This window comes from Paraburkholderia sp., assembly GCF_024281035.1.
Classification (GTDB): domain Bacteria; phylum Pseudomonadota; class Gammaproteobacteria; order Burkholderiales; family Burkholderiaceae; genus Paraburkholderia.
This window is the reverse complement of record NZ_JAMXLH010000012.1, coordinates 1-17553: the sequence shown is the minus strand read 5'-3', so window position 1 is coordinate 17553 and position 17553 is coordinate 1. Positions and strand designations below refer to the sequence as shown.

Genomic DNA, 17553 nt, shown 5'->3' with positions numbered 1-17553 from the left:
TGATCTTTTGTAGCGGTGATCGACATGATAAGGAACGCGTCTGTCGTGCTCTACAGTCTGGTGCTGATAGCCGTTATCGTCAGCGTGGATTTTCTGTTCCTCAGGCATCTGTTCTGGCTTCGGCTGATCGTGAACATCGGCATCGTCGTGGCGTTTGCCGTCTTCTATATTCTCGTCGTCAAGCGCATTTAATGCCGAAATTTCGATTACTCGCGTTGGCAGCAGCGATGGTGTCCGCCAGTGCATCGGTGCATGCACGCACTGTCTGCACGGTCGTCGCCGATGCGGCAAGCGAGCGGATCGTGCTCCAGCAAGGCGACTGCGCCACGCGCACGACACCCGCATCGACCTTCAAGATCGCCATCAGCCTGATGGGATTCGATTCGGGTTATCTAAACGACGCTCACACGCCGACGCTTCAGTTTCACGCGGGTTATCCGGACTGGGGCGGAAAAGCATGGGAGCAACCCACCGATCCCAGCCGATGGATTCAATATTCGGTCGTGTGGTATTCCCAGCAAGTCACGCGATCATTGGGCATGACGCGGTTTGCCAATTACACCCGGGCATTCGGTTATGGCAACGCCGACGTTCGCGGCGACAGCCGTCACGATGGCCTGACCCATGCCTGGATCGACTCGTCGCTGCAGATTTCTCCGCTGGAGCAGGTGGGTTTTTTATCGAAAGTGGTGAATCGCAGGTTACCGGTGAGCGCGCATGCATTTGCCATGACCAGTCAAATCACCGAAGTTGCGACGCTTTCAGACGGTTGGGATATTCATGGCAAGACCGGCACGGGATTCCCGCAGAATGCCGACGGGTCCGACGATGAAGCACATGGTTGGGGATGGTTCGTCGGCTGGGCGTCGCGAAACGGGAAGACCCTCGTTTTTGCGCGCCTCATGCAGGACGACGGCGCAAGAGCGGAGAAAAAATCAATTGGCATGCGCGCACGCGATACGTTCCTCGCCGATTTTCCCGGCTCGATCGCGACGCTCGCGCCGAATGGCGAATAGCGAACAGCGCCGTTCACTGCCCGCCGTTAATTTCCATCACCCGCTGCGATCGCCGTGAATGAACCAACGCAAACGCGACATCAAATCTGATCGCGTCCGAAGGATCGCAACCCCGCGAGATCGCGCACATCGATGCGGTTATACGAAAGCGTGACAAGCCCCAGGCGCTCGAGCGTCTGCAGCGCCTGATTGATCCGTTGCCGCGAAGCCCCCGCCAGCATGCCGAGTTCTTCCTGCGAGATTTCAAGCGCGAGCCCGGTCTCCGGATAGAGATCGGGATTGAACAGTTGTGCGAGCGACTGCGCGACGCGCGCGTCGATATCCAGGAGGCGGCTGTTCTGGATCAGCGCAATAAACTCGCCCATGCGGTTATTGAGCTGATGGATCACGAAGCGGTTGAACGGCAGGCTGCTGTCCATGAGCCGGTGGAACGTATCGGCCGGCACGGCCATCACGAGCGAAGGCTGTAATGCGATCACGTCGTATTTACGCGGCTCGCGCTTGATCACACTGCCCTCGCCGAACCAGCCGCCATGCGGCACGCCGGAAAACGTGCAGCCGCGTCCGGACGCATTGAAAATCGCAAGCTTGACCAGTCCCGAACTGACGCCGAGCCAGTAGGCCGACGGCGCCTCGCGCGCGGCGACAATTGCCCCGGCGGGATAGCGCTGCGCATGAGATTCGGCGAGCACCCAGGCGCGGTGCGCAGGTTCCAGCGTGCGAAACCACGAGCAGCGCTCGAACAGCGCGGCAAGCGTGGGCGCATCGACGCGACCCCCGGCACGGCTGCTGGAATCCGGATCGGCGGCCTGCGCCGGACCATCGGGCGCATCGCCGCCCGCGGGCATATTGCACTGCATCATCGCGCTTGACTTGAGATGGGTCATTCGGTGGAACCGCGGGGGCGCGTCTGTCGTTCGCGTGACAGACACGTACCCGCGGTCCTGATACGGTAGCGAGAATCATACCCATAAAATCGCAATCGTCCCGGGCCCCGCGCCCGACAGGAGACACCGAATGTTGCATCCGTTCGAAGAAGGGCTCGCGCAATGCGAGGCCAATTACGTGCCGCTCACCCCGATCGACTTCATCGCCCGCGCGGCGGAAGTCTACGGCGAGCGTCTCGCGATGGTCCACGGCGACGTGCGCCGCAACTGGCGCGAAACCTACGCCCGCACGCGCCGGCTCGCGAGCGCGCTGGCGCAGGCCGGCATCGGCCGCGGCGACACGGTGGCGGCGCTCCTGCCCAACATCCCCGCGATGGTCGAGGCGCACTTCGGCGTGCCGATGCTCGGCGCGGTGCTCAATACGCTGAACACGCGGCTCGACGTCGCCACGATGCTGTTCATGCTGCGGCATGGCGAGGCGAAGGCGCTGATCGTCGATACGGAATACGCGGTACTCGCGCAACGCGCGGCCATTGCCTTTCCGGCGCTGAAGATCATTTCCGTGGCCGACGTCATGCCCGCCGACCCCGAACATTTCCCGCGCGCCGTCGACTACGAGGCGTTCCTCGAACAAGGCGACCCCGAGTTCGCGTGGGCGAACCCGAACAACGAATGGGACGCCATCGCGCTCAACTACACGTCGGGCACGACGGGCGATCCGAAGGGCGTGGTGTATCACCATCGCGGCGCGTACATGAACGCGGTGAGCAACATTCTCGAATGGGATATCCCGAAGCACCCGGTGTATCTGTGGACGCTGCCGCTCTTTCACTGCAATGGCTGGTGTTTCGCATGGACGATCGCGGCGCGCGCGGGCGTGAACGTCTGTCTGCGCAAGTTCGACGCAAAGCTCGTATTCGACCTGATCCGCCGCGAGCATGTCACGCATTACTGCGGCGCGCCGATCGTGCAGGGCGCGCTTGCCGACGCACCCGCCGAATATCGCGAAGGCATTACGCACACGGTCAACACGATGGTTGCGGGCGCACCGCCCGCGCCCGCCGTGATCGCGAAGATGAAGGCGATCGGCATTCAACTGACGCACGTCTACGGACTGACCGAAGTGTATGGACCCGCAGCGGTGTGCGCGGTGCAGGAAAGCTGGAAATCGCTCGACGACGCCGAACAGGCGCGGCTGGCCGCGCGCCAGGGCGTGCGCTATCACCTGCAAGCCGGCGTGACCGTGCTTAACCCGGCGACGATGGAGCCCGTGCCGAACGACGGCGAAACGCTCGGCGAGATCATGTTCCGCGGCAACATCTGCATGAAGGGTTATCTGAAGAACGAACGCGCGACCGAGGAGGCGTTCCGCGGCGGCTGGTTCCATACGGGCGATCTGGGCGTGATGACACCGGACGGCTACGTGCGCATCACGGACCGCAGCAAGGACATCATCATCTCGGGCGGCGAGAACATTTCGAGCATCGAAGTCGAGGACACGCTGTACCGGCACCCCGCTGTCTCGCTGGCGGCTGTCGTGGCGATGCCCGATCCGAAATGGGGTGAAGTGCCGTGTGCATTCATCGAACTGCGCCCGGGCGCTGCCGCCACGGCGGAAGAGATCATCGCGCATTGCAAGCTCTTCCTCGCACACTACAAGGTCCCGCGCGCCGTAAAGTTCGGCGAGTTGCCGCGCACCGCAACAGGCAAGATCCAGAAATACGAACTGCGCTCGCAGGTTGGCTCGCAAAGCGCCATCGATCTGAGCGGCGCACCCGCGGAGCAAAAGAAACAGTAAGTGCCTGTTCGCGCCTGCGGCGGCGGGGCATCGGCGCTTCACCTCCACGCCCGTCGCCGTTCCCGTCGCCGCTCTTATGTAACGCGAATTGACAACCCGGCCGCATCGTTTTCCAGCGTGGATTGCTTCGTTCCCCCGTTTTGCCGTTTCGCATCAAGGGCCAACCCAAACGTTGGCCCTTTTTATTGGCACGCCGGTTTGAAATGTGCGCTTACAAGTGCTCACGTATTCCCGGCATTCCGGCCGATAAGCTGAATCATGTGCGATACGGCATTGAACGCTTCGAAGCCGGGCCGTAGCGACGCACTCGACGAGGAGGAACCACATGAGCATGAATTTCTGGAAGACCCCTGCACGTGCACTCGTGACGGCCATGATCGCCGGCGGTGCACTGGTGGGCGCCACGAGCGCCTTCGCCCAGTCCGGTCCGTATATCCCGCGCGCCGATTCGCACCCGCAATACAGCGAAGCGCACATGATTCCGGTGGACGTACGGATGTCGATCGGCTGGCACGACAACCGCTACTGGGACGGACACCGCTATTGGGAACACGACGAATGGATGCACCATCATCCGCGCGACCCGGGTCCTCCGCATCGCCACGACGACCGCCGTATGCCGCCCCCGCAACGTTACTGATCGGGTGAGCGCGCAACGGTCGCCATACCGTGCGACCGCATGCACCGAGGCCGGTTTCCTTCGCGGGAAACCGGCCTCGATGTTTTCCACCGGCGATTCTGTCGATTACTCGGACATGCCGATTGAAATACGCGCCAGAATGCTTTTACCTCGCGCATGAGGCCAGGCATTAAATAGAAAGTAATCTGAAAGTAACGGCTTGTAATGTGCCCGCGTTGCTTCCCGGCGGGCGGACAGGTACCTTATCGGTGCGTTTCGTTCCCCGGAACGCACGGTGTATTCTCATTGCCCCGGCCGGTAACGCCCGGGGCTTTTTTTGTCGTGCGTCGAAAATTTTTCTTTTCACGTTGCGCATTATTTATGGCGCGCGTAACGTGGCAACGCCTCTTGAGAACAGGCGAGCCTTATTAGTCCCCGGTCGATGCTTTACGCGCCGTCCGGGGTTTTTTTTCGTCTGTTGTATGGCGTCTCGCCACCGCGTCTCACCACCATCGAGCGCGGCTGCCGCCGGAATAAAGTTGACGGATCACCGGAGGAGGAGGCCGGCATCGCCCCAGCCGGGGCTAGATCCGTCAAGGCGAGCATTATCGGTGCTCGTGCGCGATACATCATCAGCGCTTCCCGCAATGCTGAATAACAAAAATCGCAAAGATAGGGCCAGGGTATCTAAAAGGGCCGCAGCCGTATCGGTTAACATGGCGTTTTCACCTGTAACGCCCGTTCTGTTTTGCCCACCTTTACGCTAGCCTCAACCGTCAGCGCGGAACTCGAGATCCGCAAAAGCCGCTTCATCGCCCACGCGATTCCGGTCGCCGACCGCGAAGCGGCGATGGCCGAACTGAGCCGTCTGCGCAACGACCACCCGAGCGCCACGCACGTCTGCTGGGCGCTGCTCGCGGGCGGCCAATCGGGCATGTCCGACGACGGCGAACCCTCCGGCACCGCCGGACGGCCGATCCTCGAAGTCCTGCGCCATCACGATCTGGACGGCGTGCTGGCCGCCGTGGTGCGTTACTACGGCGGCGTAAAACTCGGCGCGGGCGGGCTCGTGCGCGCCTACACCGATGCGATCGCCAGCGCACTGCAAGGCGCATCACGCGTCGAACGCATTGCGCAGGCCCAGCTGACCATCGAGGTCGGCTATCCCGATGAGACGCGCGTACGGCACTGGATCGAACAGACGCAAACGACGCTTGTCGACAGCCGTTACACCATGACCGTGCGGCTCACGATCCAGATGCCGGCCACCGCCATCGAAGGTGCACGCGACGCCCTGCGCGATCTGACCCAGGGCCGCGCAGGTTTTCCCGAGTACGATTAAAACAACCGGCGAGCCTCGCATTGCGTTGCGTCGCGCGCGACTGCCCAATACCACGCTGCACACGGCACACGGCAGCGCGTGCACATCGCCTGCATGTGCGCGCGCCGCACGATGAGCCTGGGCCGAACAGCTTCAGACAGCGGAAATAATGACCTTCAGCGCCTGCGTTCGCGCCGCTTCGCCGAACGTTGCGTAGGCATCCATGATCTGGTCGAGCGTGAAGCGGTGCGTGACGAGCTTGCCCGGTTCGAGCCGCTTCGAGACGACGGTCGCAAGCAGCATGGGTGTCGTATAGGTATCGACGAGGCCCGTGGTGAGCGTGATGTTATGCGCCCACAGTCTTTCCAGGTGCAGATCGACCTTCGTTCCATGCACGCCCACGTTCGCAATCGTGCCGCCCGCGCCGATGATCGATTCGCAGATGGTAAAGGTTGCCGGCACGCCGACTGCCTCGATCGCCACATCCACGCCGCGATTGCCCGTGAGCGCCATCACGCGCTCGACGGCGTCGCCGCCCTTGCTGTTGACCACGTCGGTCGCGCCAAACTTCTTCGCGACTTCGAGCCGGTTATCGTCGAGGTCGATCATGATGATGCGCCCCGGCGCGTAGAACTGCGCGGTCATCAATGCTGCAAGCCCGATCGGCCCGGCTCCGACGATCGCCACCGACTGCCCCGGCTTCACCTTGCCGTTGAGCACGCCGCATTCGAAACCGGTCGGCAGGATGTCGCTCAGCATGACGAGCGCTTCTTCGTCGACGCCCTTGGGCAAGTGATAAAGGCTCGTATCCGCATGCGGAATGCGGACCTTTTCGGCCTGCGTGCCGTCGATCAGATGGCCGAGAATCCAGCCGCCCGTCGTGCAGTGCGAGTACATCTGGCGCCGGCAATATTCGCACTTGCCGCACGAGCTGATGCACGAAATCAGCACGGGATCGCCGACCTTGAAGTTGGACACGCCGTCGCCCACCGCTTCGACAATGCCGACGCCCTCGTGACCGAGCGTCGTGCCGGGCTTCACTTCGGGCACGTCGCCTTTGAGAATGTGCAGATCGGTGCCGCAGATCGTGGTTTTCGTGATGCGCACGATCGCATCGGATGGTTTATCGATCTTCGGCTCGGGTTTGTCTTCCAGTGACTTCTGCTGAGGCCCCTTGAACACCAGTGCTTTCATGACGACTCTCCTGGTTGCGACATGACGGGATGCAGCCGCGTATGCGGCTAAACAGTGCGTGGCGCCGGGCGTGCAGGTAAAGAGGAGAAACGTGACGGAGATTCGAGCCGCCGGGGGCAGACATGCCGTATGGCGACTACGCGACGCCTACGCAAGCTCAATCGAGAATAGCACGCTGATTCAGCACGACATTATCCGTGCGCAGATAACGTGCAATCACAGGCGTCGCCATGATCATCGTAACGACGGCTGTCCACGTCACAATCGTTGCGCGCGCCCCTCGCTGCAAAGCGCGTTCGCGCCAGCGTCGGTGCACGCGCGCGGCGCCAGCGAGTGCCGGTAATGGTCGTAGACACGCTCGCGTTCTTCGCGCGCAAGCGCGCGCTTTTCGACGAGCCGCAGCATGCGATGCCGATCGGCGCCGAGCGTCGCGTAATAGCGTTCGGTATGCAAACGCTTGAAGCGCACGTAAAACTCCGGGCCCGGCAGACCCGAATCGGTCGCGAGCAGTGACGCGTAATCGGCCATGCGCGGCTCGCACAGTGCCGCAGCGGCGGCTTCGAGCAACGCATAGCGTTCGCGAAGCGGCACGTCCTGCGCAAAAAGCGCATGAAAGGCGCCGTACGACACGACGCCGCGCCGGCTCGCCGCGCGCCGTAACAACCGCTCCACCTTCAAGTCGAGTTCCGTGTTCATTCCGTGGGCCAAAAAAACGGGGCGCACGCAAAGCGCACGGCCTGCATCGCCGTGCGTTCATCGCGCGCGCCCCGACAAGATCGAAGGAACCGGTCCGCTTCACGACAAGCGGTTTGCGAAACCGATATTCCGTTTCATTCCATTTGAATAAAAACTGCTCCGGAATCAGTATTCTGCCTGGAAATGCCGGGTCATTCGCTGTAAGTGTTCATGCAAACCAGGCGCAATGATCTGTCACATATTTTCCGCATCGTGCCCGACGTTGCTCAAACGCAAATGCGGCGTGCCCTGCATCGTGACAGACAAATTAATCAGACAAAAAGCGAGCCGTCTTGCATGAACGGCCATGCGCATCATGCTGGCCCGGTAAATAAAAGAAAGCGAAACATAGAGGGCCATTACCGATAATTCGTGCCGTTTCACTTTTTCCGTTAGTGCACGATAATCTACAAGTCAAGCAGACTATTTTTTCTCAGGCTATACACATTCTCTACAAAAACAATTATTAATATTCGCTGAAGCACGCAATCGCGTGCCACAAGCGCCCGCCAGGGGCGCGCACTTCGCCGTCCGCCATCGCTTGGCACCATATGTTTCACGAATTGCCGGTGCAACGCCGTGGCAAGCAACAAGGCCCGCATGCAGGAACCCGGGTTTGAGGAGCGGCGTATCTGCACTGCCGCATGATCGAATCTTTCGTCGACGAGTGATCCCATGCTTACCCGAACCGAGGACTTGCCCAGCGTCACGAGAAGAATGACTGCTGGCCAGATGCTGATCGATGGTGCGACGGTGAACGCTGTCGCAGATTCCCTGCATCTTTCAGCCCAGACCGTGCGCCGGTACAAGGTGATCGTCGAGGACGGCGGACTCGCCGCGCTCAAGCAGATGAGCGTGGGCGGACGCCCCTCGGTGCTCGACCACGCCGCACTGTTCTGGATTGCGAGCGCACTGCACGGTTCCGCGCGCGAGCACGGTTTTCCGAGCGACACGTGGACCAACAGCCGCGTGCGCGAGCTGATCAGCCGCCAGTTCGGCGTGCATTATTCACGCGTCTATACGTGGCAGATCGTCTCGAACCTCGGCCTCGGCCATCGCCTGTCGAAATCGGCGCGCTGAAGTTGGCGCGCTGAAGTTCGACTCCTGACGTTCGCGACACACACGCCGCCGCGCTTCAGGTCGCGGCCTGCGGGCCCGTTTGCGCCGGTTCGACGCCGTCGCTCTCGCACTGTTGCGCGCGCACCTGGTTGCAGCCGCCTTCCTTTGGGCGTCATCTACACGCACGGGCTTTCGCCGAATCACGCGGCGATCTGGCCGGGTGCGTGGAATTTCCCGGGCGTGTTCGCATCGACGAACGCCGCTGCCTTCGCACTACTGAGCGCCGCGAATAACCGGTTTCGCGGCTACAAACACAAACGCCGCGCCCAATACGGGGCGCGGCGCGCGGGTGCAACGTTCAAGCGGGTGCCGACTCAGTTCAATAGACTTCCGGCACGAGCATGGTCTGCTCGACAGGCTGCCGGATGTAGTCGGGATGGTGGACGCGGGCAGGCAGCGTGACCTGCGGATGCTCGATCTCCTGATACGGCACCTGGCTCAACAAATGGCTGATGCAGTTCAGGCGCGCGCGCTTCTTGTCGACGCCCTGCACGACCCACCACGGCGCCTCGGGAATGTGCGAGCGCTGAAGCATCACTTCCTTCACATGCGTGTACTGTTCCCAGCGGCTGCGGCTTTCGAGATCCATCGGGCTCAGCTTCCATTGCTTGAGCGGATCTTCGATGCGGCTCTGGAAGCGGATTTCCTGCTCTTCGTCGGTAATGGAGAACCAGTACTTGATGATCTGGATACCGCTTCGCACGAGCATCTTTTCGAACTCGGGCACCGAACGGAAGAACTCCTCGTACTCTTCGTCGGTGCAGAAGTTCATCACGCGCTCCACGCCCGCGCGGTTGTACCAGCTACGGTCGAACAGCACCATCTCGCCGCCTGCGGGCAAATGCTGGACGTAGCGCTGGAAATACCACTGCGTGCGCTCGCGGTTGTTCGGCGCGGGCAGCGCGGCGACGCGGCACATGCGCGGATTCAGACGCTGCGTGATGCGCTTGATGACGCCGCCCTTGCCCGCCGCATCGCGTCCTTCGAAGATCACGACGAGCCGGTAGCCCGTATTGACGATCCAGTCCTGCAGCTTCACGAGCTCGCCCTGCAGGCGGATCAGCTCGTGGAAATAGACGCGGCGCAGCTCGCGCGCCGCGTCGGTGATATGCAAACCCCGCTCCTGGAGACGATCGTCGACTTCCATTTCGAGCTCTTCGTCGAAGGCGTCGATCAGCTCCTCGTCAAGGCGGCGACGGCGATACAGCGCGGCGGCCTCCTGATCGTGTTCGAGTTCTTTCATGGCAATTCTCCTGTTGCGATCGAATGGCAATCCAATCCTTTTTGTCACCGCGATCACTGCGGTCGCGGCGATCGCGGCGGCGACGGCGTCGCGCCACTATCCGCGTAATGGGTGTCATTCGTATGTATTACAGGCGCGGCAGGCGCATGGAAGGGACGCACACATGCGCGTTGCGCAGCGTCATCCGAGCGGTTTGGCGAAGCTCAGTTCGTGCCCGTCCGGGTCGCGCAGATGGAAGTAGCGCTCGCCCCACGGCGCGTCCTGCGGCTCAAATTCGGGCGTCGCGCCCGCGGCCAGCGCCTGGCGGTAGAACGCATCCACGTCGGAGACGTAGACGATCACGCGTCCCCAGCCTTCCACGGCGCCGGGCTGGCCTTCCAGCAGGTTCAGGTAGCTCGTCGCGCCGCCGCCCAGCACGAACGACGCGAAACCCGCGACGGTGTGCCCAGGCCGCTGCCGGAAGCCGAGCGATTCGTAAAAGCGCACCGAGCGCCCGATTTCGCTGACGGTCAGCGTCACGGCGCTCAACGTTTCGATTCGCGCGGCCACCTCGTCCATTCCGGGTTCTCCCTGATCGCTTCGCCCCGAGGGGCGTTGGTGTTCATCGCGCCGACTTTAGCAGCCTTTGGCGGCTCGCCGCCCTGGCGCCGCCTCGCGCAAGGCTCGGACGTTCGGCGCGTGGTTCAGCGGGTGGCTCGGCGCGTGCCTCAGCTATCGCTCGAAGCGGCGCCGGGCGCCCTGGCCGTGCGGCGGCGGCCACTGCGGGCACGCGGGGCAGCCGCGGTGCCATCGCCCGCCGCCTTTGCCACAGCAGCCTTCTCCCCGGCAGCGTTTACCCCGACCGTCTTCGCCCCGACCGTCTTTGCCCCTTCAGCCTTCGTCACGGTCGCCGGCACCGACGGGCTCCAGGGCACCGTGGTCCAACCACCTCCGGGTGCGTCGGGGTCCTCTCCAACACGTGCGCGCACGAAGTCGATATGCGTCTGCATCGCCGTGCGCGCCTCCTCGGGACGCCGCGAGAGAATCGCGTCGCACACCGTACGGTGTTGCTCCAGCAGCAGAACGGCTGCCCCCTCGGCCAGCTCGCGCAGCCCCGTCCCGTTCATCGTGATGTGCTCGCGCAGCATGCCCACCACGCTCGTGTGCAGATGCAGGAACATCGCATTGTGCGAGGCCTGCGCGATCACCTCGTGCAGTTTCGCGTCCGCGTCGGCTTCTCCGATCTTGTCGCCTACCAGGTGCGCGTGCTCAAGGGCGTCCATCAGCGAGCGGATACGCGCGAGATCCTCGTCGCTCGCGCGCAGCGCCGCGAAATAGGCCGTCGCGCCTTCCAGCACGCGGCGAAATTCGAGGATGTCGTCGCGCAGCGCCGGATGGTCGGCCACCAGTTGCCCCCACGGCGACGCAAAGCCCGTGCGCAACTGGTCGGTCACGAACACGCCCGCGCCGGGCCGGCTCTGCACGAGGCCGCGCGCCGCGAGCCGCTGGATCGCCTCGCGCACCGTGTTGCGCGCGACGTCGTAGCGCTCGGCCAGCACCCGCTCGGCAGGCAGCTTCGTGCCCGCGCGCCAGCTGCCGTCGAGCAGCGCCGTCTCCATCTGCCGCATCACGGCCTCGACGCGCCCGCGCGCCCTGCCTCTGTCCCCCATTGCCTCGTCCCCGGTCTCGTCGTGGCTTCGCCATCCGCCTTCGCCAACATCGTGCGGCAGCTGGTCCAACCAATTTGTGCCAAACGCTCAAATCGGGAATTATGCGCCCAAAGACGGCTTCGCCCTCGCTCGCGACGCCAATAACGGATGGAATCGGAGACATGAAGCCTCGGCAATATCCCACGGGCAAGCGCCCCACCGACGTATATCTGTTCGCAACCTGCCTCGTCGATCTGTTCGTTCCGCAGGCCGGCCTCGACGCAGTCAAGCTGCTCGAACGCGAAGGCATTACCGTCCACTTCCCGCGCAGCCAGAGCTGCTGCGGCCAGCCCGCCTGGTCGAGCGGCAACCCGCGCCAGGCGCAAGAGGTGGCACGCGCGCAGCTCGGCCTGTTCGACCAGCCCTGGCCCGTCGTCGTGCCTTCCGGTTCGTGCGCGGGCATGATGCGGCACCACTGGCCGGCGCTGTTCGAAGAAGACCCCGAAGCCGCCGCGAAGGCCGCCGAACTGTCCGAACGCATCTACGAACTCACCGAGTTTCTCGTGCGCGTCCTGAAGATCGATCTCGGCGCAATGGGCGCCGCCACGGCAAGCACCGGGGAGAGCATCGTCCTGCACACCTCGTGCGGCGCACGGCGCGAGATGGGCACGCGCGAGCACGGCGTCGAAGCCGTCGACGCGCTGCCCGGCATCACGCGCGTCGAGCACGAACGCGAGTCCGAATGCTGCGGCTTCGGCGGCACATTCTCGCTGAAGCACCCCGATATCTCCGGCGCGATGGTCGCCGACAAGCTCGCCTCCGCGGTCGCGACCGGGTGCGACCGCCTCGTGACCGCCGACTGCGGCTGCATGCTGAACATCGGCCACGCCGCCGAGCACCAGGGCGCGCCGCTCGCCGTCGAGCACATGGCGTCGTTCCTGTGGCGCCGCACGGGTGGAGACAAGGCATGAACGAGCATTCCCAGGGCGCCCGCGCGCGCATCTTCGAGCGGCTGCGCACCTGCGCACCCGCCGCTGCGAACGTCGGGGCAGTCGATGCGCTCGACGAACACATCGACGCACATTACACGCAGCGCCGCGTGCACGCATCGCTCGCGCAAAACGTGCAGCAATTCAAGAGCATGCTCGAAGCGGTGCACGCCGACGTGTTCTGCTTCAGCGCCGACGCATGGCCCGCCGAAATGGCGCGCCGTCTCGCCGAAGCGGGCGTGCGCCGCCTCGTGCTCGACACGTCCTGCGCCGAAGGCGCCGCGCTCGCCGGCGCGCTGCCCGAAGCCGTCGAGGCGCTGACGTATGCGCAGCCCATCGAAGCGTGGAAAACCGAACTCTTCGAGACGATCGACGCGGGCTTCACCGTCGCGCGCTCCGGGCTCGCGGCGACCGGCACGCTGATCGTCGTCCCCGACGCGAATGCGCCGCGCACCGTCTCGCTCGTGCCGCCGCTGCACATCGCGCTGATTCACGCGAATACGCTGCACGCGGACCTGCACGCGGCGGTGGCCGCCGAGCGCTGGCGCGACGGCATGCCGACCAACCTCGTGATGATCTCGGGGCCGTCGAAGACTTCCGATATTCAGCAGACCACCGCTTACGGCGCCCACGGGCCGCGCGCGCTGTGGGTCGTCGTCGTGACCGATGACGAGGCTGTCAACCCGCAAAACAAGCACGAGAACGGAGCCGCCCGGTGAGCACGCAAACGCACGCACAAGGCGGCACGGACGAGCAGAAGACGCTGCATTTCGTTCCCACGGCTGAATTTCGCGAGCGCGCCCGCGCGGCGCTCGACGATCCGCAGCTGCGCAAGAGCTTCCGCGGCGCGATGGACTTCCTGCAAGGCAAGCGCGCCGCGCAGTTTCCCGATTCCGACGAACTCGAAGCGCTGCGCGACATCGGCGAAGCGGTGCGCCAGCACGCGCTCAAGCGCCTGCCCGAGCTGCTCGAACAACTCGAAACGAACCTGCGCAAGAACGGCATCCAGGTGCATTGGGCCGAGACCGCCGACGAAGCGAACAGCATCGTCCACAGCATTGCGCAAAAGCACGCCGCGACGCGCGTCATCAAGGGCAAGTCGATGGCGAGCGAAGAGATCGAGCTCAATCACTACCTCGGCGAACGCGGCATCGCGTGCATCGAGTCGGACATGGGCGAGTACATCGTCCAGCTCGCGGGCGAGAAGCCCTCGCATATCGTCATGCCCGCGATCCACAAGACGAAGGGCGACATCGGGCATCTGTTCGAGGAGCACATCCCCAACACGGCCTACACCGAGGATGTGGACGAACTGATCCAGACGGGTCGCCGCGCGCTGCGCCGCGCCTTCGCCTATGCGGACATCGGCATGTCCGGCGTGAACTTCGCCGCCGCCGATACGGGCACGCTCTGGCTCGTCGAGAACGAGGGCAATGGCCGTCTCTCGACCACCGTGCCCGACGTGCACATCGCGATCATGGGCATGGAGAAGGTCGTCGCGAAGCTGGAGCACATCGTGCCGCTGTCGAGCCTGCTCACGCGCTCGGCAACGGGCCAGCCGATCACGACGTACTTCAACCTGATCAGCAGCCCGCGCCGCGAAGGCGAGAAGGACGGTCCGCGCGAAGTGCACCTGGTGCTGCTCGACAACGGCCGCAGCCAGGCCTATGCCGACGAGCAGTTGCGCGCGACGCTGCAGTGCATTCGCTGCGGCGCCTGCATGAATCACTGCCCGGTCTACACGCGCATCGGCGGGCACGCGTACGGCACCACCTATCCGGGGCCGATCGGCAAGATCATCTCGCCGCACCTGCTCGGCCTCGAGGCCACGGCGGATCTGCCGAGCGCGTCGAGCCTGTGCGGCGCATGCGGCGAAGTCTGCCCGGTGCGCATTCCGATTCCCGACCTGCTCGTGCGCCTGCGCACCGAAGCGAATCGCGCGCCCGACGAAGTCGTCGAGCATCCGCTGCGCGGCCAGGGCGCAAAACACAACAAGCGCGAGCAGTTCGTCTGGCGCTTCTGGAGCGGCGCGTTCGCGCATCCGCGCGCCTACCGCGCGCTGCGCTGGGCCGCGACGCGACTGCGTGCATTCACCCCGACGCAGCAAATGGGCTGGACGCAGCACCGCACACCGCTCACCCCCGCACCGCGCAGCCTGCACGACATGCTGCGCGATCGCAAACAGCCGGAATAACGGCAAAAAAGAGACCACGTGGCGCGCGGGCGATCCGGCTCGCGCGGCCAACGTGTCGGCAGAGAAGGCAGAGAATTTCGACCCGCATCCTCGGAGGAGACCGAAGTGCAACCCTGGTACCAGACCTACACCCCGCTCGGCAGTCTGTGGCTGTCCACGCTCGTGGCCGCCATCCCGATCCTGTTCTTCTTCCTCGCGCTTGCGGTATTGCGCCTGAAGGGCCACGTCGCCGCCGCGATCACGCTCGTGCTCGCATTGTGCGTCGCCATCTTCGCGTACGGCATGCCCGTGCAACAGGCGCTCGCCGCCGCGGGCTTCGGCTTCGCGTACGGCCTGTGGCCGATCGCGTGGATCATCATCACCGCGGTGTTCCTCTACAAGATCGTCGTGAAGACCGGGCAGTTCGAGATCATCCGTGCATCGGTGCTCTCGATCACCGACGACCAGCGTCTGCAGATGCTGCTGATCGGCTTCTCGTTCGGCGCGTTCCTCGAAGGCGCAGCGGGCTTCGGCGCGCCGGTCGCGATCACCTCGGCGCTGCTCGTCGGCCTCGGTTTCGAGCCGCTCTACGCCGCCGGCCTGTGCCTCATCGCGAACACCGCTCCGGTGGCGTTCGGCGCAATGGGCATTCCCATCATCGTCGCGGGCCAGGTCACGGGCATCGATCCGTTCCTCATCGGCGCGATGGCGGGCCGCCAGCTGCCGCTGCTCTCGATGTTCGTGCCGTTCTGGCTCGTGTTCATCATGGACGGCAAGCGCGGCCTCAAGGAAACGTGGCCCGCAGCGCTCGTCGCAGGCGGCAGCTTCGCCGTGACGCAGTACTTCACGTCGAATCACATCGGACCCGAGCTGCCGGACATCACCTCGGCGCTCGTGAGCCTCGTTGCGCTCGCATCGTTCCTCAAGGTGTGGCAGCCGAAGCGCGCAGCGCAGACTTCGGGCGTGAACGTCAGCGGCGGCGCCGCTGCGCTCGGCGGCTTCGGCGGCGGCAATGGCGCCCCGGCTGCGTCGAGCCGCAAGGCTTCGCCGTACAACGGCGCGCAAACCCTGCGCGCATGGTCGCCGTTCCTGCTGCTGACGGCCGTCGTCACCGTCTGGAGCCTGAAGCCGTTCAAGGCGCTGTTCGCCGCGAAGGGCGCGCTCGCCGGCACCGTGCTGAGCATCCACGTCCCCGGCCTCGACAAGCTCGTCATGCGCACCGCGCCGATCGTCGCGAAGCCGACCGCCTATGCCGCCGTGTTCAACTTCGACTGGCTCTCCGCCGTGGGCACCGCGATCCTGCTGACCGCGATCATCTCCACGATCGTGCTGCGCATGAAGCCGGGCGCCGCCATCGCAGCGTTCGTCGAAACGCTCGGCGAACTGCGCCGCCCTGTGCTCTCGATCGGTCTCGTGCTGTCGTTCGCGTTCATCGCGAACTACTCGGGCATGTCGTCGACGCTCGCGCTCGCGCTCGCCGGAACCGGCGCCGCGTTCCCGTTCTTCTCGCCGTTCCTCGGCTGGATGGGCGTGTTCCTGACCGGTTCGGACACGTCGTCGAACGCGCTGTTCTGCTCGCTGCAGAACACCACCGCGCACCAGATCGGCGTGTCGAACACGCTGCTCGTCGCGGCGAACACCTCGGGCGGCGTGAGCGGCAAGATGATCTCGCCGCAGTCGATCGCCGTCGCCTGCGCGGCGACCGGCCTCGTCGGCAAGGAATCGTCGCTGTTCCGCTTCACCTTGCGCCACAGCCTGTTCTTCGCAACGATCGTCGGCATCGTCACGATGATTCAGGCGTATGTGCTGACCGGCATGATTCCGCAGTAATACCGCGTAACAGAAAAACCGGCGGGAGCGCAGTCGCGCTTTCGCCGTGGTTTTACCCTGCTTTCACCGCGCAATTGCCTATCAGGCATTAGGCCGCCGCCCGCTCACCGCGGGCGGCGGCCTTTTTCTTTGCGCGCAAACAGGGCCTGTTTTAAGGGACTTTTAAGTCACCCGCCCTACGCTCGATTCGTCCGGCCCGCCTCGCCCGCACACGGCGGCGGCAGGGGCCGCTCGTGCCCGGCGACACATGTCGCGCGTCGCGTATGCGTCATTCAAGCGCCGGGATTCGACGGACCAGTCAATGGAGGTGAATATGAAAGCACGCTCGACCCCGTGGATCGGCGCGGCACTCGCGCTCGCAGCCGTGGTCGCGGTCGTTGCCGGTACGCCTGCAGCGTGGGGCGCGAACGGCGGCGCTGCGCACACGGCGCAGGCAACAGATGCAGCCTCGGTGCTGCCGCCCGTGCAGCACGCGGGCGATGTCGCGTATCTGTCCGGCGGCATCGGCAGCGACCAGTCGGCGGCGTTCAAGGACGCCATGCCGCGCTACCCGCTCTCGCTCGAATTCGCGCGCCACACCGCTTCGAACGGCAACGAATACCTCGCCAACGTACCCGTGACGATCGCCGATACACATGGCAATGCGCTCGTGACCACGACGACGCGCGGCCCGTTCATGCTCGTCTCGATCCCTCATGGCCGCTATGTCGTGACCGCCAGCCACGACGGCAAGACGGAACGGCGCACCGTCGAGATCGGTGCGGCGGCGCACATCCACGAAGCGTTTATCTGGTCGATGTAAAGCCTTTGGCATCTGCGACGCGAGCGAAATCCCGATGTCCATGCCCTCGATCTGGAAGTGCGGAATCCGGGCTTCATTCCACCTCCGGCACCGCACCGTGCGGCAACTCGATAGCCGCGCGCTTCGCGGCAGCGAGCGCTGCGGGCGGCAATGGCGGAGGACTGCTGCCCGCAACCTTCGGACCCGCATTCGCGCTGCC

The 17553-nt window shown here is 64.3% G+C and carries 17 protein-coding genes and 1 pseudogene; 11 read left to right on the top strand and 7 right to left on the bottom strand.

The window, feature by feature from the left end; translation table 11 throughout:
• Positions 1 to 45 precede the first annotated feature (45 nt).
• Together Q0L30_RS02460 and blaOXA are read left to right on the top strand one after the other, a co-directional pair.
• Positions 46 to 192, top strand: coding sequence for a hypothetical protein (locus Q0L30_RS02460; RefSeq protein ID WP_296650712.1), 147 nt, complete (start codon positions 46 to 48; stop codon positions 190 to 192).
• On the top strand, positions 192 to 1016 hold the full coding sequence (gene blaOXA, locus Q0L30_RS02455) for a class D beta-lactamase (RefSeq protein WP_296650710.1): 825 nt from the start codon (positions 192 to 194) through the stop codon (positions 1014 to 1016). Before Q0L30_RS02460 ends, blaOXA begins: the two co-directional genes overlap by 1 nt.
• Before the next feature lie 80 nt (positions 1017 to 1096).
• Here the strand turns inward: blaOXA and Q0L30_RS02450 are convergent, their stop codons facing one another.
• The gene (locus tag Q0L30_RS02450; protein WP_296650872.1) at positions 1097 to 1864 is read right to left on the bottom strand and encodes a Crp/Fnr family transcriptional regulator; all 768 of its coding nucleotides are present in this window, start codon (positions 1862 to 1864) and stop codon (positions 1097 to 1099) included.
• Between the two features lie 169 nt (positions 1865 to 2033).
• Here Q0L30_RS02450 and Q0L30_RS02445 point away from each other — a divergent pair, with 169 nt between their 5' ends.
• From Q0L30_RS02445 to Q0L30_RS02435, 3 genes are all read left to right on the top strand, one after another.
• Positions 2034 to 3701: an acyl-CoA synthetase gene (locus tag Q0L30_RS02445; protein WP_296650709.1), complete on the top strand. Its 1668-nt coding sequence runs from the start codon at positions 2034 to 2036 to the stop codon at positions 3699 to 3701.
• A 325-nt stretch (positions 3702 to 4026) separates the two neighbouring features.
• Positions 4027 to 4341, top strand: a complete 315-nt coding sequence (locus tag Q0L30_RS02440) for a hypothetical protein (RefSeq protein ID WP_367277756.1) — start codon at positions 4027 to 4029, stop codon at positions 4339 to 4341.
• 727 nt (positions 4342 to 5068) lie between these two features.
• Positions 5069 to 5662 (top strand): YigZ family protein, encoded by a 594-nt coding sequence (locus tag Q0L30_RS02435; protein WP_296650706.1) that lies wholly within the window; start codon positions 5069 to 5071, stop codon positions 5660 to 5662.
• 132 nt (positions 5663 to 5794) lie between these two features.
• Here the strand turns inward: Q0L30_RS02435 and Q0L30_RS02430 are convergent, their stop codons facing one another.
• The 3 genes from Q0L30_RS02430 to Q0L30_RS02420 form a co-directional block, all read right to left on the bottom strand.
• The gene (locus tag Q0L30_RS02430; protein ID WP_296650703.1) at positions 5795 to 6835 is read right to left on the bottom strand and encodes a zinc-dependent alcohol dehydrogenase family protein; all 1041 of its coding nucleotides are present in this window, start codon (positions 6833 to 6835) and stop codon (positions 5795 to 5797) included.
• Between the two features lie 258 nt (positions 6836 to 7093).
• Positions 7094 to 7531: a hypothetical protein gene (locus Q0L30_RS02425; RefSeq protein WP_296650701.1), complete on the bottom strand. Its 438-nt coding sequence runs from the start codon at positions 7529 to 7531 to the stop codon at positions 7094 to 7096.
• Between the two features lie 234 nt (positions 7532 to 7765).
• Complete coding sequence (locus Q0L30_RS02420; protein ID WP_296650699.1) at positions 7766 to 7930, bottom strand: hypothetical protein; 165 nt, start codon at positions 7928 to 7930, stop codon at positions 7766 to 7768.
• Positions 7931 to 8245: 315 nt separating this feature from the next.
• On the opposite strand from Q0L30_RS02420, the gene Q0L30_RS02415 reads away from it, so the two are divergent.
• Positions 8246 to 8650: a transposase gene (locus Q0L30_RS02415; protein WP_296650696.1), complete on the top strand. Its 405-nt coding sequence runs from the start codon at positions 8246 to 8248 to the stop codon at positions 8648 to 8650.
• A 358-nt stretch (positions 8651 to 9008) separates the two neighbouring features.
• Here Q0L30_RS02415 and ppk2 read toward each other — a convergent pair whose 3' ends face one another.
• The 3 genes and pseudogenes from ppk2 to Q0L30_RS02400 all read right to left on the bottom strand — a co-directional run.
• Positions 9009 to 9932: a polyphosphate kinase 2 gene (gene ppk2, locus Q0L30_RS02410; RefSeq protein WP_296650694.1), complete on the bottom strand. Its 924-nt coding sequence runs from the start codon at positions 9930 to 9932 to the stop codon at positions 9009 to 9011.
• A gap of 180 nt (positions 9933 to 10112) precedes the next feature.
• A complete protein-coding gene (locus tag Q0L30_RS02405) occupies positions 10113 to 10490 on the bottom strand; it encodes a VOC family protein (RefSeq protein WP_293033868.1) in 378 nt (125 codons plus the stop codon).
• A gap of 386 nt (positions 10491 to 10876) precedes the next feature.
• Positions 10877 to 11581: pseudogene (locus tag Q0L30_RS02400) on the bottom strand (FadR/GntR family transcriptional regulator); the annotation flags it as partial.
• Positions 11582 to 11742: 161 nt separating this feature from the next.
• On the opposite strand from Q0L30_RS02400, the gene Q0L30_RS02395 reads away from it, so the two are divergent.
• The 5 genes from Q0L30_RS02395 (at position 11743) to Q0L30_RS02375 (ending at position 17354) form a co-directional block, all read left to right on the top strand.
• The gene (locus tag Q0L30_RS02395; RefSeq protein ID WP_296650688.1) at positions 11743 to 12531 is read left to right on the top strand and encodes a (Fe-S)-binding protein; all 789 of its coding nucleotides are present in this window, start codon (positions 11743 to 11745) and stop codon (positions 12529 to 12531) included.
• Positions 12528 to 13268, top strand: a complete 741-nt coding sequence (locus tag Q0L30_RS02390; protein ID WP_296650685.1) for an LUD domain-containing protein — start codon at positions 12528 to 12530, stop codon at positions 13266 to 13268. Before Q0L30_RS02395 ends, Q0L30_RS02390 begins: the two co-directional genes overlap by 4 nt.
• Positions 13269 to 13312: 44 nt before the next feature.
• On the top strand, positions 13313 to 14743 hold the full coding sequence (locus Q0L30_RS02385) for a LutB/LldF family L-lactate oxidation iron-sulfur protein (RefSeq protein ID WP_296650866.1): 1431 nt from the start codon (positions 13313 to 13315) through the stop codon (positions 14741 to 14743).
• Positions 14744 to 14848: 105 nt separating this feature from the next.
• Entirely contained in the window at positions 14849 to 16552 is a 1704-nt protein-coding gene (locus Q0L30_RS02380; RefSeq protein ID WP_296650682.1) for a lactate permease LctP family transporter, read from the top strand.
• A 313-nt stretch (positions 16553 to 16865) separates the two neighbouring features.
• Positions 16866 to 17354 carry a carboxypeptidase-like regulatory domain-containing protein gene (locus Q0L30_RS02375; protein ID WP_296650679.1) on the top strand — a complete coding sequence of 163 codons (489 nt, stop codon included), beginning with the start codon at positions 16866 to 16868 and terminating at the stop codon, positions 17352 to 17354.
• Positions 17355 to 17553: the final 199 nt, after the last annotated feature.